General features: G+C 42.2%; 12 protein-coding genes. 11 read left to right on the top strand and 1 reads right to left on the bottom strand.

Annotated elements, in window-relative coordinates; all coding sequences use genetic code 11:
- Nucleotides 1-97: 97 nt before the first annotated feature.
- From CHJ_RS12260 to carB, 9 genes are all read left to right on the top strand, one after another.
- Nucleotides 98-877: a cell division protein FtsQ/DivIB gene (locus CHJ_RS12260; RefSeq protein WP_171752666.1), complete on the top strand. Its 780-nt coding sequence runs from the start codon at nucleotides 98-100 to the stop codon at nucleotides 875-877.
- Nucleotides 870-2,135, top strand: coding sequence for a cell division protein FtsA (gene ftsA, locus CHJ_RS12255; RefSeq protein WP_171752667.1), 1,266 nt, complete (start codon nucleotides 870-872; stop codon nucleotides 2,133-2,135). The genes CHJ_RS12260 and ftsA overlap by 8 nt, the downstream gene beginning before the upstream one ends.
- 29 nt (nucleotides 2,136-2,164) lie before the next feature.
- On the top strand, nucleotides 2,165-3,391 hold the full coding sequence (gene ftsZ, locus CHJ_RS12250; RefSeq protein WP_171752668.1) for a cell division protein FtsZ: 1,227 nt from the start codon (nucleotides 2,165-2,167) through the stop codon (nucleotides 3,389-3,391).
- Nucleotides 3,392-3,491: 100 nt separating this feature from the next.
- Complete coding sequence (lpxC, locus tag CHJ_RS12245; protein ID WP_171752669.1) at nucleotides 3,492-4,409, top strand: UDP-3-O-acyl-N-acetylglucosamine deacetylase; 918 nt, start codon at nucleotides 3,492-3,494, stop codon at nucleotides 4,407-4,409.
- A gap of 478 nt (nucleotides 4,410-4,887) precedes the next feature.
- Entirely contained in the window at nucleotides 4,888-7,614 is a 2,727-nt protein-coding gene (secA, locus tag CHJ_RS12240; protein WP_171752670.1) for a preprotein translocase subunit SecA, read from the top strand.
- A 99-nt stretch (nucleotides 7,615-7,713) separates the two neighbouring features.
- Nucleotides 7,714-8,127, top strand: a complete 414-nt coding sequence (gene mutT, locus CHJ_RS12235; RefSeq protein ID WP_171752671.1) for an 8-oxo-dGTP diphosphatase MutT — start codon at nucleotides 7,714-7,716, stop codon at nucleotides 8,125-8,127.
- A 116-nt stretch (nucleotides 8,128-8,243) separates the two neighbouring features.
- Complete coding sequence (dapB, locus tag CHJ_RS12230; protein ID WP_171752672.1) at nucleotides 8,244-9,053, top strand: 4-hydroxy-tetrahydrodipicolinate reductase; 810 nt, start codon at nucleotides 8,244-8,246, stop codon at nucleotides 9,051-9,053.
- Nucleotides 9,054-9,531: 478 nt separating this feature from the next.
- Nucleotides 9,532-10,671, top strand: a complete 1,140-nt coding sequence (gene carA / locus CHJ_RS12225; RefSeq protein WP_317917779.1) for a glutamine-hydrolyzing carbamoyl-phosphate synthase small subunit — start codon at nucleotides 9,532-9,534, stop codon at nucleotides 10,669-10,671.
- A gap of 15 nt (nucleotides 10,672-10,686) precedes the next feature.
- Complete coding sequence (carB, locus tag CHJ_RS12220; RefSeq protein ID WP_317917778.1) at nucleotides 10,687-13,914, top strand: carbamoyl-phosphate synthase large subunit; 3,228 nt, start codon at nucleotides 10,687-10,689, stop codon at nucleotides 13,912-13,914.
- Nucleotides 13,915-14,015: 101 nt separating this feature from the next.
- On the opposite strand, the gene modF is transcribed toward carB, so the two are convergent.
- On the bottom strand, nucleotides 14,016-15,470 hold the full coding sequence (modF, locus tag CHJ_RS12215) for a molybdate ABC transporter ATP-binding protein ModF (protein WP_317917777.1): 1,455 nt from the start codon (nucleotides 15,468-15,470) through the stop codon (nucleotides 14,016-14,018).
- Nucleotides 15,471-15,693: 223 nt separating this feature from the next.
- Between modF and recA the strand changes: the two genes are divergently transcribed.
- The gene (gene recA, locus CHJ_RS12210; protein WP_171752676.1) at nucleotides 15,694-16,734 is read left to right on the top strand and encodes a recombinase RecA; all 1,041 of its coding nucleotides are present in this window, start codon (nucleotides 15,694-15,696) and stop codon (nucleotides 16,732-16,734) included.
- Between the two features lie 66 nt (nucleotides 16,735-16,800).
- Nucleotides 16,801-17,256, top strand: coding sequence for a recombination regulator RecX (gene recX, locus CHJ_RS12205; protein WP_317917776.1), 456 nt, complete (start codon nucleotides 16,801-16,803; stop codon nucleotides 17,254-17,256).
- Nucleotides 17,257-17,270: the final 14 nt, after the last annotated feature.

The raw sequence follows: 17,270 nt of genomic DNA, 5'->3' as shown, positions 1-17,270 counted from the left end.
ATCGGCTTATGGGACTAGATACTTTGCCTCGGCTAAGTATAATTCTTAAATTAAAATAATTGTGCTATTAATTACTGGGGCGAATAACATTGGGTTTATGAATACTACGGTTAATTTTCCAACTTTTAATGTCACGTCAAAAATGACAAAAAAACACGTGATTGGAAGTTTGTTTTTCTGTTTCGTATTTGTTTCTATCAGTTATTTGTTATATTCAACAGTAAGCTGGATGTTAGATGAACAGCGTTTGCCTCTCTCTAAGGTTGTTATACAAGGGGAGTTAGCCTATACATCCGACCAAGATGTACAACGTGCATTAGGTAAAGTGGAACATATTGGTACCTTTATGTCCCAAGATGTGGATGAGTTGCAACAAGCGCTCATCCAACTTCCTTGGGTATTTCAAGCGTCCATTAGAAAACAGTGGCCTGATATTATTAAAGTCTATTTAGTTGAGCATAAAGCCTCTGCTATTTGGAATGGAACTACACTGTTAAATGACACCGGTGATATATTCAACGGAGATGTTGCACAATTAACAGAAGAAAAGGTTAAACTATACGGTCCTGAAAAAAGCAGTAAGGATGTACTGGCAACATGGAGAGCATCAAATCCTCTATTTGCGCCACTGGGTTTATCCATTGATTCATTAGTATTAAATGATCGCCGTGCTTGGCAAATTATACTCGACAATGGCATCCGCTTAGAGTTAGGTAAAGAGTCATTAACGGAAAGAATTGAGCGTTTTATTTCTTTATATTATCGATTGGGAAGTAAGACAGAAAAGATTAGTTATATCGATTTACGGTATGACACTGGGGCCGCAGTGGGTTGGTTTCCAGAACAAGAAATAGAACAAGAGAGCATAAATGACTAAAACCGCAGACGACAACATTATTGTTGGTCTTGATATTGGTACTGCCAGCGTGTCTGCTTTAGTTGGAGAACTTCTACCCGATGGCCAGATAAACATTATTGGTGCCGGTAGTAGTCCGTCCCGTGGGATGGATAAAGGGGGAGTTAACGATCTTGAGTCTGTAGTTAAGTCTGTGCAACGTGCAGTTGATCAAGCAGAGTTAATGGCGGAATGTAAAATAAGTAACGTTTTCATCTCTCTTTCTGGTCAACATATTGCTAGCCGAATAGAAAAAGGCATGGGTGCCATCTCTGATGAAGAGGTGTCGCAAGATGATATGGACCGTGCTATTCATACTGCTAAGTCAATAAAAATTGGCGAAGAACAGCGAATTCTGCATGTTATTCCACAGGAATTTACCATTGATTATCAAGAAGGGATTAAAAACCCACTTGGTTTATCTGGTGTGCGTATGGAAGTAAGCGTTCATCTTATCTCTTGCCATAATGATATGGCTAAGAATATTATTAAAGCAGTTGAACGTTGCGGTTTAAAAGTAGAGCAACTGGTTTTCTCTGGTTTAGCTTCAAGTAATGCTGTCATTACTGAAGATGAACGAGAACTTGGTGTTTGCGTCGTTGATATCGGTGCAGGTACGATGGACGTCTCTATCTGGACAGGTGGAGCGTTAAGACACACAGAAGTATTCTCTTATGCTGGCAACGCAGTAACAAGTGACATCGCTTTTGCTTTTGGTACTCCAGTAGGAGATGCAGAAGAGATAAAAGTGAAATATGGCTGTGCTCTTAGTGAACTAGTCAGTAAAGATGATACGGTTAATGTCCCAAGTGTAGGCGGTCGTCCATCAAGAATATTAAAGAGACAAGAGTTATCCGGTGTTATAGAAGCTCGTTATGCAGAACTAATGGGTTTTATTAATCAATCAGTTAACTCTGTTCAAGCAAAGTTAAGGGATGATGGTATTAAACATCATCTTGCAGCGGGTGTCGTCTTAACTGGCGGTGCTGCTCAAATTGAAGGTTTAGTTGAATGCGCAGAGCGCGTATTTGGCGCAAATCGAGTCAGGGTTGGTAAGCCGTTAGAAGTGAGTGGACTTACTGATTATGTTAAAGAGCCGTATCATTCTACGGCAGTTGGATTACTTCATTACGCAAAAGATAGCCAAATTAATGACGATGGCGAATATAGTGAACCAAAACGTTCCTCTATTGGCTCAGTTTTTAGTAGAATGCGTAATTGGATACAAAAAGAGTTTTAACCTGAGAGCAGGAAAAACGGAGAAAACACATGTTTGAGCCAATGATGGAAATGTCTGACGATGCTGTAATTAAGGTTGTTGGAGTTGGTGGTGGTGGCGGTAACGCTGTAGAACACATGGTTCGCGAATCCATCGAAGGTGTTGAGTTTATTAGCGTAAATACAGACGCACAAGCACTGAGAAAAACCAGCGTAAATAGTGTCATTCAAATAGGCGGTGATATCACGAAAGGACTTGGTGCAGGTGCAAACCCTCAAGTAGGACGTGACTCAGCTCTCGAAGATCGAGAAAAAATTAAAGAAAGTATTACTGGTGCCGATATGGTATTCATCGCCGCAGGAATGGGTGGTGGAACAGGTACTGGTGCTGCTCCTGTTATTGCAGAAGTTGCTAAAGAATTAAATATTCTAACAGTCGCTGTAGTAACAAAACCATTTGGATTCGAAGGTAAGAAGCGCTTAGCGTTTGCTGACCAAGGAATTGAAGAGTTATCTAAACATGTGGACTCTTTAATTACCATTCCAAATGAGAAGCTACTAAAAGTGTATGGCCGTAGCGTGACTTTGTTAGAAGCATTTGGATACGCGAATGACGTATTAAAAAATGCGGTACAAGGTATTGCTGAGCTGATTACTCGCCCAGGCATGATTAACGTCGACTTTGCTGATGTTAGAACGGTAATGTCTGAGATGGGTCATGCAATGATGGGTAGTGGTGTTGCTAAAGGTGAAGAGCGAGCTGAAGAAGCGGCAGAAGCTGCCATTTCATCGCCACTGTTAGAAGACATTGATTTAGCGGGTGCTCGTGGTGTTCTAGTGAACATTACTGCTGGTTTAGATATGCGCCTAGATGAGTTTGAAACAGTAGGTAATACAGTTAAAGCATTCGCATCTGACAACGCAACGGTAGTTATTGGTACATCACTAGACCCTGATATGTCTGATGAATTCCGAGTAACGGTTGTTGCGACAGGTATAGGTAGCGAGAAGAAACCGGAAATCACATTGGTTGCGGGTTCTGCTGCAAAGCCGAAGCCGGCTCCGGTAGCATCAACACCAGCACAACCTGCTGCTGCAAAAGTTGAGTCAAAAACGGCACAGCCTTTGCATAAAAATGAAGAGGCAAAGCCACAACCTGCAACACCGTCAAATTCTGGTCATGCAGCGGCAACAACTAGCCAAAGTGCGGCACCTAAGGCGGACAAAGAGAGCGGTTATTTAGATATTCCAGCATTTCTTCGTCGCCAAGCGGACTAGAAATAGCTGATAAATTTGACAGTTGTTAAATTTGTGGTAGGATTCGCGGTCGGTTTTAACATTGACCGTGATTTTTGATAAGTAACATGAGGCAAAGTAAATGATAAGACAGCGTACTCTAAAAGAGATCGTGAAAACGACAGGTGTAGGTTTACACTCTGGCCGTAAAGTTACGCTTACTTTGCGTCCTGCGGCGGCCAACACCGGTATCATTTATAGAAGAACCGATTTAAGTCCTGCTGTTGATTTTCCTGCTGATCCTGCATCAGTACGCGACACCATGTTATGTACAGCCTTGGTTAATGATGAAGGCGTCCGAATCTCAACGGTTGAACATCTAAATGCTGCTTTAGCTGGTATGGGTGTGGATAATGTTATTGTTGAAGTGGATGCGCCTGAAATTCCGATTATGGATGGAAGCGCAAGCCCATTCGTTTTTCTATTGCAATCGGCTGGTATTGAAACCTTAAATGCCCCTAAGCGTTTTATTCGGATTAAGAAGCCAGTTCGTTTTGAAGATGGTGATAAGTGGGCCGAGTTGGTTCCTTATAACGGATTCCGCATGGATTTCGCTATCGAATTTAATCATCCAGCGATAGAAATTGACGAACAACATATGCTGTTCGATTTCTCTTCTAGTGCATTTGTAAAAGATATTTCTCGTGCAAGAACTTTTGGTTTCATGCGAGATATCGAGTATTTACAATCACAAAACCTATGTTTGGGTGGCAGTTTTGACTGCGCGATAGTATTAGATGAGTATCGCATCCTAAATGAAGAAGGTCTGCGATTTGAAAACGAATTTGTCAGCCATAAAGTACTCGACGCTATTGGTGACCTTTACATGTGTGGTCACAGTATTGTTGGTGAGCTTCGTGCGTATAAATCGGGTCATGCTTTAAATAATCAGTTATTAAGAGCGGTATTGGCAGATCAAGAAGCTTGGGAATGGGCAACATTTGAAGAAGAAGTTGGCTCTCCTGTGGCTTATGCAGAACCTAATATGGTGTTAGCATAATTTAGCCATTCAAATCAGTTACAGAAAACCAGACTAATCAGTCTGGTTTTTTTATGCCTAAAAATCCACCTATTGGTGTTGTTACTCACTCATATTTATATCGTACGCTCTATTTGAAATTGCCACTCTGAGTGATATTGCCTAGCTGTTTTGCTATGGGAGCGTTCAGATTTGTTTGTTTGAGTTAAAGTCAAATAGGGGAACCAAAATGAAATGGCTGAGCTGATGGCGAATAAATTGCTTTCTTATTAGGCAATTTACAAAAAAAATAGCGATCAGTTCAAACAAACTTTGATCTTAATGGAGCTAAGGAAAATAATCGCTTAATATACTGAGATCCTTTATTAATCGACTTGAAAAATAAAAGATTCGCCACAATGTAGTATGCAGATGGTTCCGTCTCATCGTATTGGTGGTTAGAGACATGAATTCAAGTATCAGCTAGGCAGAGCGCCTAACAACATGAGATCCACGAGAAATGATAACTAAGCTACTGACAAAAGTTGTTGGCAGTCGCAATGATCGAACTTTGCGTCGATTAGGAAAGATTGTAAAACAGATTAATAACTACGAGCCTGAGTTTGAAGCCTTATCGGACGAAGAGCTTAAAGCGAAAACAGTTGAGTTTCGTGAACGCCTTGAACAAGGTGCGTCTTTAGACCAGCTTCTTCCTGAAGCATTTGCAACCGTACGTGAAGCATCAAAGCGTGTATTTGGTATGCGCCATTTCGATGTGCAGCTTATTGGTGGTATGGTGCTTAACTCAGGTCAGATCGCTGAGATGAGAACCGGTGAAGGTAAAACTTTGACGGCAACGTTGTCAGCCTACCTTAATGCCCTTCCTGGCAAAGGTGTTCATATTGTAACCGTCAATGACTACTTGGCGGCTCGTGATGCTGAAACTAACCGTGCTCTATTCGAATTCTTGGGTATGACTGTTGGCGTTAATATTCCAAATATGGCGCCACCGGAGAAGAAACAAGCTTATCTATGCGATATTTTATACGGTACAAATAACGAATTTGGTTTTGATTATTTGCGTGACAATATGGCATTCAGAAACGAAGACAGAGTTCAGCGTGAACGCTACTTTGCCGTTGTGGATGAAGTGGATTCCATCTTAATTGATGAAGCCCGAACGCCTCTGATCATCTCTGGTCCTGCAGAAGACAGCTCTGAGCTGTATACACGAATCAACACTTTAATTCCTTCTTTAGAAAGACAAGCCGAAGAAGATACAGAAGAGTATCGCGGTGATGGTCACTATACGCTTGATGAAAAATCTAAGCAGGTTCATCTTACTGAAAATGGCCAAGAGTTTGTTGAAGAGCTGTTAGTTAAGTCTGGATTGATGGAAGAGGGCGATACGCTTTATTCACCAACCAATATTAGCCTACTTCATCACGTTAATGCTGCATTGCGCGCACACGTACTGTTTGAAAGAGACGTTGACTATATTGTTCAAAACGACGAGATAATCATTGTTGATGAGCATACCGGCCGAACCATGCCGGGACGTCGTTGGTCTGAAGGGTTACACCAAGCTGTTGAAGCAAAAGAAGGTGTTAAAATTCAGAATGAAAACCAAACGTTAGCATCTATTACCTTCCAGAACTTTTTCCGTCTATACGAAAAACTGTCAGGTATGACGGGAACGGCGGATACTGAAGCTTTTGAGTTCCAATCTATCTATGGTTTGGAGACAGTGGTCATTCCAACCAATAAACCGATGATCCGCGATGATATGCCGGATGTGGTTTATCGTACTGAGCTTGAGAAGTTTAATGCCATTATTGAAGACATCAAAGAGCGTGTAGAAAAAGGCCAACCGATTCTTGTTGGTACCGTTTCGATTGAGAAGTCAGAATTACTGTCAAATGCATTAAAGCAATCTAAGATTAAACACAATGTTCTTAATGCTAAGTTCCACGAAAAAGAAGCCGATATTGTCGCTTTCGCTGGGGCGCCGTCTGCCGTCACTATCGCAACCAATATGGCCGGACGTGGTACGGATATTGTTTTGGGTGGTAGTTGGCAAGCAGAAGTTGCAAAACTGGATAACCCAACAGAAGAGCAGATCGAAAAGATTAAACAGAACTGGCAAGTTGTCCATGACCAAGTCCTTGAGTCTGGTGGTTTGCATATCATTGGTACAGAGCGTCATGAATCACGTCGTATCGATAACCAGTTACGTGGACGTTCTGGTCGTCAAGGGGATGCAGGTTCTTCACGCTTCTACTTGTCGATGGAAGATTCATTACTGCGTATCTTTACTTCCGACCGTATGGCTGGATTGATTCAAAGTGGTATGGATGAAGGGGAAGCGATCGAAAGTCGTATGCTTTCTCGTTCTATAGAGAAAGCACAACGTAAAGTAGAAGGTCGTAACTTCGATATACGTAAACAGCTACTAGATTATGATGATGTGGCTAATGACCAGCGTAAAGTGGTTTATGAGCTACGTGATGAGCTGATGAACGTTGATGATATCAGTGAAATGATTGAGCAGAATCGCCAAGACGTGTTCACAGATATTATGAACGAATATATTCCACCACAGTCGCTAGAAGATATGTGGGATATTGCAGGCTTGCAAGAACGATTGAAAAATGATTTTGATCTCGATGTTGATATTCAAGCGTGGCTAGATGCAGATGATAAGCTGTATGAAGAGACGTTACGTGAACGAATTATCGATACTGCTGTTGAAGTTTATAAGTCGAAAGAAGAGACCGTAGGTGAACAAGTTCTACGTAACTTTGAAAAATCCGTGATGTTGCAGACTCTTGATAACTTATGGAAAGAGCATTTGGCGGCGATGGATCACCTACGACAAGGGATTCACTTGCGTGGCTATGCTCAAAAGAACCCGAAACAAGAGTACAAACGTGAATCTTTTGAACTGTTTGAGAATTTACTCGATGCACTTAAATCTGATGTGGTAATGATTTTAAGTAAAGTGCGAGTGCAACAGCAAGAAGAAGTAGAGCGAATGGAAGAGCAGCGTCGTCTTCAAGCAGAAGAAGCCGCTCGCAGACAACAGTTCCAACACCAGTCGGCTGAGAATCAGCTAGCAGATGGTGATGAAGAACAAGATGGCTCTCAACAACCAGTCGTACGTGACGGTAGAAAAGTTGGCCGAAATGAACCTTGCCCATGCGGCTCGGGTAAAAAATATAAGCAGTGCCACGGTAAAATTGATTAATTTTTCCTGACACATAAAACGAATAAAGAGTTGCGGTTGCAGCTCTTTTTTTTACCTGATTAGCGATGAGCAGAGCGATAGCCAAACAAGGAGTTGTACATGAAACGAGTTCATATTGTTGCCGCGATTATATACAACCGCGACAAAGACAAGATTTACATTACTAAAAGACCCGATCACCTACATAAAGGTGGGTTTTGGGAGTTTCCGGGAGGTAAAGTAGAGCAAGATGAAGAGACTGAGCAAGCCATTTGTCGAGAGCTGTTTGAAGAGATAGATATAAAGGTCGTAAAGCTCAGTCACTATGCGCATCTTGATTATGACTATCCTGATAAGTCATTAACATTCGATTTTTATGCTGTTGAAGAATTTAATAACGAACCTTATGGCAAAGAGGGACAACAAGGTGAGTGGGTAGCCATTGATCAGCTTAAACATTACTCATTTCCAGAAGCGAATTTGCCCGTATTAGAAATGGTACAGAAGCAGAGATCCGAGCTTATATCCAAATGATATTTAACCCCGATCTTAAGATCACTTGGTTAACGATAAGCAAATATTGAAAACCATTGAAGCGGTTAACCGTTTCGGTTACATTGAATTTCCCTTACAAAATGGAGATAGACGCAATGGTTCGAATTGCGATTGCAGGAGCAGCTGGCCGTATGGGCCGCAACCTAGTTAAAGCAACACATCACAATGCTATGGCGTCAGTAGGCGCTGCGTCTGAGCGCTCTGAGTCCTCATTAATTGGTGTTGATGTTGGAGAACTGTGCAGTGAAGGCCATTTTGATATAGCACTAGTCGATGATCTGGAAAAAAGGATTGATGATTTTGATGTTGTTATCGACTTCACCGTTCCTCAAAGCACATTAGCCAACATAGAGCTTTGTCAAAAGTATGGTAAGAAAATAGTTATTGGTACGACGGGTTTTTCTGATGAAGAAAGAGCCTCTATTGAGAAAGCTGCACAGCAAGTCCCTATAGTGATGGCACCAAACTACAGCGTTGGTGTTAATTTAGTGTTTAAGTTGCTGGAAAAAGCAGCCAAAGTTATGGGTGATTATTGCGACGTTGAAATAGTCGAAGCACACCATAGACATAAGATTGATGCACCTTCTGGTACTGCCATTGGAATGGGAGAGGCGATTGCTGGCGCGATGGGGAACTCTCTAAACGACGTTGCCGTATATGCGAGAGAAGGGATTACTGGTGAGCGAACAAAAGATGAGATTGGTTTTGCTACCATACGTGCCGGTGATATTGTCGGTGAGCACACAGCAATGTTTGCCGACCTTGGTGAGCGTGTTGAAATTACCCATAAAGCCACCGATCGAATGACCTTTGCCAATGGTGCCGTAAAAGCTGCGGTATGGTTAGATGATAGCCCTTCAGGCTTTTTTACTATGACCGATGTTCTAGGCCTCAATGATCTATAAGTAAATAGTTATGCATTGGTTCTGTCCGGTGCATAACTTTTCCGTTTTATCACTTTTTTATTTTCTTCCTCTAAATTGTCAAATCCCCTCAACTTAACAGTTAAAATAACACTATGTAATGTGGTTTTTAATTAAAAGCTCCGTTTTTGCCTGTTTACTTCGTGGTTAATCGTTTGCTATTTGAATTTGTTTTTTTAAGCATTAAAAAAATAAGATTTATGGTGGGGTAAAAGTTTTTCTATTACTTATCATCGTTTTTTACTAACTTTTTTGTGTATTACATCGGTTACAGGCAATAAAGCTACTGTTGTTGGAGTAAATTGCACTATTGTGGCTTGGTTATTATTGACACATATCACACTCATCTCTAGAATATCGCCAATTTGTCTAAATTCCACTAAGCTGTTGTAATCGGCTGAAAGGAAGGTAGAATTGCAAATTAATACACTATTAATGCATTTTTATTCTGGAGGTTGTCTTGAAAAAGTCAGCAATGCTTGTCCTAGAAGATGGGACAGTTTTCCACGGGCTATCTATCGGATCGGATGGTTGTTCTGTTGGAGAAGTCGTTTTTAATACCTCAATGACGGGGTACCAAGAAATCCTCACCGACCCTTCCTATTCTCAGCAAATCGTGACACTCACCTATCCTCATATTGGCAATACCGGTACTAACTCAGAAGATGAAGAATCGAGCTCTATTCATGCTCAAGGGCTTGTTATTCGAGATTTACCTCTACTTGCTTCTAACTTCCGCAGTGAACAATCTTTATCGGCATACTTAGCAGCACAGAATATTGTTGGTATAGCGGATATAGATACTCGTAAGTTAACCAGAATTCTGCGAGAAAAAGGTGCGCAAAATGGCTGTATTGTGGCTGGAAATCATTTAGATGCAGATCTGGCACTGATGAAAGCCAAAGAGTTCCCAGGTTTAAAGGGGATGGATTTGGCGAAGGAAGTAACAACTAAAGAAGCATATCCATGGAAACAAGGATCTTGGACATTGACCGACGGGCTTCCTGAAGCAAAACAAGACCAAGAATTACCTTATCATGTTGTTGCCTATGATTTTGGTGCGAAGAGAAATATTTTGCGAATGTTGGTTGATAGAGGCTGCCGTTTAACTGTGGTGCCTGCACAAACTCCAGCCGAAGACGTGCTGGCTCTCAAGCCGAATGGTGTCTTTCTTTCTAATGGCCCGGGCGATCCAGAGCCATGTCATTATGCCATAGAAGCAACTAAAACATTTTTAGATAAAGGTGTGCCGATTTTTGGTATCTGCTTAGGGCATCAGATTTTGGCGCTGGCATCTGGAGCACAAACGGTAAAAATGAAATTTGGTCATCACGGTGCTAACCACCCAGTAAAAGATCTTGATAGAGATGTGGTGATGATAACGTCACAAAACCATGGTTTTGCTGTAGATGAGTCTGGCTTGCCTGACAATTTACGCGCAACGCACAAATCGCTATTTGATGGTTCCTTACAAGGTATCCATCGAACAGATAAGCCTGCATTTAGTTTTCAAGGTCACCCTGAAGCGAGCCCTGGACCACATGATGCCGCGCCGCTGTTTGACCATTTCATCGATTTAATCAAACAACACACTGCATAATTGGAGTTGACGAGAATGCCAAAACGTAATGATTTAAAAAGTGTTCTAATCCTAGGGGCTGGCCCAATTGTGATTGGACAGGCTTGTGAGTTTGATTATTCCGGTGCTCAAGCTTGTAAAGCGCTCCGAGAAGAAGGGTATCGAGTTATTTTGGTTAACTCTAACCCTGCCACCATAATGACTGATCCAGAAATGGCGGATGCAACTTATATCGAGCCGATTCATTGGGAAGTGGTGCGTAAAATTATTGAAAAAGAGCGCCCTGATGCCGTGTTACCAACCATGGGGGGGCAGACCGCGCTTAATTGTGCATTGGATTTGGAAAAGTACGGAGTACTGGCTGAGTTTAATGTCGAAATGATTGGTGCCACGGCCGACGCCATTGATAAAGCAGAAGATCGCTCTCGTTTTGATAAAGCGATGAAGTCCATTGGATTAGAGTGTCCAAGAGCTGACACTGCGAAAACCATGGAAGAGGCGTATAAAGTACTCGATATGGTTGGCTTCCCCTGCATTATTCGCCCTTCATTTACGATGGGCGGAACTGGAGGTGGTATCGCATATAACAAAGAAGAGTTTGAAGAAATTTGCCGCCGTGGTCTGGACTTATCTCCTACAAATGAACTGTTAATTGATGAATCGTTAATTGGTTGGAAAGAGTATGAGATGGAAGTGGTTCGTGATAAAAACGACAACTGCATTATTGTCTGCTCTATTGAAAACTTCGACCCGATGGGAATACATACCGGTGACTCGATTACTGTTGCTCCTGCTCAAACACTGACAGATAAAGAATATCAGCTAATGAGAAATGCTTCTCTGGCGGTATTGCGAGAAATTGGTGTAGAAACCGGCGGATCAAACGTGCAGTTTGGTATTAACCCTCAAGATGGTCGTATGGTTATTATTGAGATGAACCCAAGGGTTTCGCGTTCTTCTGCATTGGCATCTAAAGCGACAGGTTTCCCTATTGCTAAGGTCGCCGCTAAGCTCGCCATCGGTTACACACTGGATGAGCTGATGAATGATATTACCGGTGGTGCTACACCAGCTTCGTTCGAGCCGACCATTGATTACGTTGTTACCAAAATTCCACGCTTTAACTTTGAAAAATTCGCTGGTGCTAACGATCGTCTAACCACACAGATGAAGTCAGTTGGTGAAGTAATGGCTATCGGCCGTAATCAACAAGAGTCGTTACAAAAAGCGTTGCGTGGCTTAGAAGTTGGCGTTAATGGTTTTGATGAAATGGTGGACTTGGACGCACCCGATGCACTAACTCAAATTCGCCATGAGCTAAAAGAAGCGGGCTCTGACCGTATATGGTATATAGCAGATGCTTTCCGTGCGGGATTATCGGTAGACGGTGTTTTCAATCTAACCGCGATAGACCGTTGGTTCTTGGTTCAAATTGAAGACCTTGTGAAGCAGGAAGAAGCCATCAAAAAAGGTGGTTTTGCAGGACTCAACAAAGAGCAGCTCATGCTGGCGAAGCGTAAAGGTTTTGCTGATGCTCGTCTCTCTTCTCTACTTGGTGTTGCTGAGACAGAAATTCGTCGTCTACGTGATCAATATGATATCCATCCTGTTTACAAACGAGTTGACACCTGTGCGGCGGAGTTCTCCTCAGATACCGCTTATATGTATTCGTCATATGACGAAGAGTGTGAAGCTAACCCGACAGATAAAGACAAAATCATGGTGCTGGGCGGCGGACCTAACCGAATAGGTCAAGGTATTGAGTTTGACTATTGCTGTGTGCATGCCTCTTTAGCGCTTCGTGAAGATGGTTATGAAACCATTATGGTGAACTGTAACCCAGAAACCGTTTCTACTGACTACGACACGTCTGATCGTCTCTACTTTGAGCCTGTAACTTTAGAAGATGTTCTGGCCATTGTTAGAATTGAAAAGCCAAAAGGCGTGATTGTTCAATATGGTGGGCAGACGCCACTTAAACTGGCTCGTGAACTTGAAGCAGCAGGTGTGCCTATCATTGGTACCAGCCCAGATGCCATTGATAGAGCCGAAGACCGTGAACGTTTTCAGGCTGCTGTTGAGAGACTTTCTCTTAAGCAACCAGACAATGCTACCGTCACGACCATGGAACAAGCGATTGAGAAATCGAAAGACATTGGTTTCCCGTTAGTTGTTCGTCCATCCTATGTTCTAGGCGGAAGAGCGATGGAGATTGTTTATGATGAAACAGATCTGCGCCGTTACTTCAATGAAGCGGTAAGTGTCTCTAATGAGTCGCCAGTGTTGCTGGATAGATTCCTTGATGATGCGGTTGAAGTGGATATTGATGCTATTTGCGATGGTGAACGTGTTGTCATCGGTGGCATTATGGAGCATATCGAGCAAGCGGGTGTGCACTCTGGCGACTCAGCATGTTCATTACCGGCCTATACACTAAGTCAAGAGATACAAGATGTAATGCGAACTCAAGTTGAGAAACTGGCGTTCGAACTTGGGGTTCGTGGCTTAATGAATACTCAATTTGCGGTAAAAGATAATGAGGTTTATTTGATTGAAGTGAACCCAAGGGCTGCTCGTACCGTTCCGTTTGTTTCAAAAGCAACGGGTGCTCCGCTGGCAAAAATTGCTGCGCGGGTAATGGCCGGTCAATCGTTGGATTCGCAAGGGTTTACCAAAGAGATTATACCGCCTTACTATTCGGTTAAAGAGGTTGTGCTTCCGTTTGATAAGTTCCCTGGTGTTGACCCACTACTTGGGCCTGAAATGCGCTCTACCGGTGAGGTGATGGGGGTTGGTGCTTCATTTGCTGAAGCGTTTGCCAAAGCGGAACTGGGTTGTGGTAAAGAGTACCCAGAAGGCGGAAGAGCTCTACTGTCTGTGCGTAATGATGACAAACAACGCGTTGTGGATTTAGCTTCTAAACTGACCAAGCTTGGTTATCAATTAGATGCTACCCATGGGACGGCCGTGATTCTTGGTGAAGCAGGTATTAATCCAAGATTAGTCAATAAAGTGCATGAAGGTCGTCCACATATTTTGGACCGTATTAAAAATAATGAGTATAGCTATATTATTAATACTGCGGCTGGCCGCCAAGCTATTGAGGATTCAAAAGTCCTACGTCGCGGTGCATTACAAGAGAAAGTGAATTATACAACGACTCTTAATGCAGCATTCGCAACTTGTATGTCTCATACGGCAGATGACCGAAATAGTGTTATTTCTGTTCAAGAGTTGCATCAGCAGGTGAAAAATAGCTTGTAACGGATATCGTTAGTTACTTTAGCGAGTTAAAAAGCCACTTCATGATGTGAAGTGGCTTTTCTATTTGGGTTTATAAAGTTATTTTCAGTGGGATGTAACTACTATTGCCGAGAAATCTCAACCCTATATTCATCTTTCTCTTCATGTTTCACAAAGTCGAGGTAGTTAGTAATTGCTTGCAAGCTATCTTCCTGATAATGAGAGACATAAAGTAGCTGGCTAAGGTTTTCTTTAGCAATGATGTCTAACGTGTTCATCACTAAACGTCGACCAAGGTAATCTAGACCTTGATAGGGTTCATCTAGAATCAATAATGCGGGTTGTTTGACGAGAGCTCGAGCAATGAGTAATAGACGCTGTTGTCCATATTCAAGTTGTCTAAATGGCGTTTTCGTCAATGCGTCCATATGGAGGATGGTCAACCACTCTTTAGCGACATTGATCTCTCTCTTACTTGGTTGATTATACAAACCAATAGAGTCGTAAAAGCCGGAAAGTACCACCTCTAAAGCACTGCAATTGACTCGATATTGCAGATGCAGTGCAGAAGAAACCATGCCAATATTTTGTTTAATATCCCAAATGGTCTCGCCGCTGCCGCGCTTATTACCAAAAATATCTATCTGGTTGCTGTAACACTGTGGGTGATCGCCAAAAATAAGTCCCAATAACGTACTTTTTCCACATCCGTTGGGGCCACGTATTTGCCAATGTTCGCCACTGTTTATACGCCAGTTCAATTGCGAGAAAATGACTTTATCTGTGTAGGCAACCCTGCCGTTGGTTAATTCGAAAAGAGGATCTGGAAAAGTAGAAATATGTTGGTGTTTATGAAGTAAATCAACCATTTGCTCAGACTGTTTTTTCGACTGGGATTTTATCTGCGCAATAACCGGATGACAAAGCCAACTTTCTCTATCCATCTGCTCGACTAACTTTCCTTGATCAAAAAGTGCGATATTATCAACCCAGTCGGCTATCTCATCTTCTCGTGAAACAATAAGCAATAACTGTATTTGCTGTGACAAAGTGTGCAAAAACTTCTCAAGCTGAGTTCGGTGTTCTACATCCAAGCCAGTGTAAGGCTCATCAAGCACCAGTAGAGAAGGCTGTGAGGCTAATGCTCTCGCTAGCATGACCCGTCGAGTTTCACCGGTAGAGAGAATGCGAAATCCTGAGTCTCTTAATAATTCAAGATCGAGATCGGTGATCAGTTTTTCGGCATAGGATTCGCTGGAACAAACTTGCTTGATAAGTGTTTCCACTGTGGTTCCTGTATCAATCCTATCTAAAAAGTCGCTATCGTCTTGAGACAGCTCGATCTCCAATAGGCGTTGTTGTTCTAGTAAAGAAACTTGTGCGACAGATTCATCGACTCCGGCAAGTTCTCCTTGCTCTGGTGTGCTTTCCCCACAGAGAAGATCCCCAAGTACTGAACCTATGTCTCCTTCAGTACTGAATACTGCCCAAGATTGATTTGATTGAATTGTCCAATCCGGTATTTCGACTTTATAACGATGAGTGGAAAACTGTATCTGGCTAAAATTAATATCCATATTAATGTGCACTCCTGTATCACTTATGAACAGCATATTCGATTTCGACCGCGATGTTGATCGAATATAAAAAAAATAGTTATACAGGTATAGACACTGTATGAATCAACAGTATATACTCAGGTCACTTTGAGATTGAGAACAGCGAGTTCTGTTCTATGGCTCCAATAGCAGAGCCGCTCAGCAAAAAATAACAAGACAGCGAAATAAGTCGGAGAAAGTAATGGACGAGAATAAGCAAAAGGCATTAGCTGCCGCTCTTGGTCAAATTGAAAAGCAGTTCGGTAAAGGGTCAATTATGCGCCTTGGTGACAACCGGACCATGGATGTGGAAACCATTTCAACAGGTTCTCTTTCTCTCGATATTGCTTTAGGCGCTGGTGGCTTACCTATGGGACGTATCGTTGAAGTATACGGCCCTGAAAGTTCAGGTAAAACAACGCTAACTTTAGAACTTATTGCCGCTGCACAACGCGTTGGCAAAACATGTGCTTTCGTTGATGCAGAACACGCATTAGACCCTATTTATGCGAAGAAACTAGGCGTTGATATTGATTCTTTATTAGTGTCTCAGCCGGATACGGGTGAACAAGCTTTAGAGATTTGTGATGCTTTGGCGCGTTCGGGTGCGATTGATGTCTTAGTTGTTGACTCCGTTGCTGCATTAACACCTAAAGCTGAAATTGAAGGTGAAATGGGTGACAGCCATATGGGTCTGCAAGCTCGTATGCTTTCACAAGCTATGCGTAAGTTAACGGGTAACTTAAAGCAGTCTAACTGTATGTGTATCTTCATTAACCAAATTCGTATGAAAATTGGTGTTATGTTTGGTAACCCAGAAACCACTACGGGTGGTAATGCACTTAAATTCTACGCTTCAGTACGTCTTGATATCCGTCGAACTGGTTCTATCAAAGAAGGCGACGAGATTGTTGGTAATGAAACTCGTATTAAAGTGGTTAAAAACAAGATTGCTGCACCGTTTAAACAAGCAGAAACTCAAATTTTGTATGGCAAAGGTTTCAACCGTGAAGGTGAGCTAATAGACCTAGGCGTTAAGCATAAGCTGGTTGAGAAAGCGGGTGCTTGGTATAGCTACAAAGGTGATAAGATCGGTCAAGGTAAAGCTAACGCTGGTAAATATATGCGTGAAAACCCTGAAGCCGCTTTGGAAATCGATACTAAACTACGTGAAATGCTACTGGCTCCGGTTCAATTAGATGACGCGGACAGTAACGAGGAGATGCCACAAGAAGAGTTATAAAATGTGATTAACTGAAAAGCCTCGCCTTAATCGCGAGGCTTTTTCGTTTTACTGACATTACACATTATGAAACCACGTTACCCTATCAAACTATCTGCAAGAGAAAGCGCTATAAACTTGTTAAGTCGTCGAGACCATAGCCGCTACGAGCTAACTCAGAAACTACTTAACAAAGGATACGATAGTGACGAAGTTGAACTCGCAGTGACTTATTGTGCTGAGCATGGCTATCTTGATGATCTCCGTTATGCTAAAAGTCAGATCAGACAACATGTGACTAAAGGGCACGGAAAATTAAGGATTTTTCAGGCACTGAAACAGCAGCGAGTCTCAGACATGGAGATTGAATTCGCATTTGATGAAGAAGCGATAGATTGGTTTGAATTAGCAAAGCAGGTAGCCTTTAAGAAATTTAAAGGGGAGCCCGCCGAAGATCAAAAAATGTACGCCAAACAAATTCGCTTTATGCAATATCGTGGCTTCGATTTTGAGCAAATTAGTTACGCACTAGAGAATAAATAACAGCCAGCATACCA

The organism is Vibrio sp. MACH09, assembly GCF_033238805.1.
Lineage (GTDB): Bacteria > Pseudomonadota > Gammaproteobacteria > Enterobacterales > Vibrionaceae > Vibrio.
This window is presented reverse-complemented; position numbering and strand designations above follow the sequence as displayed.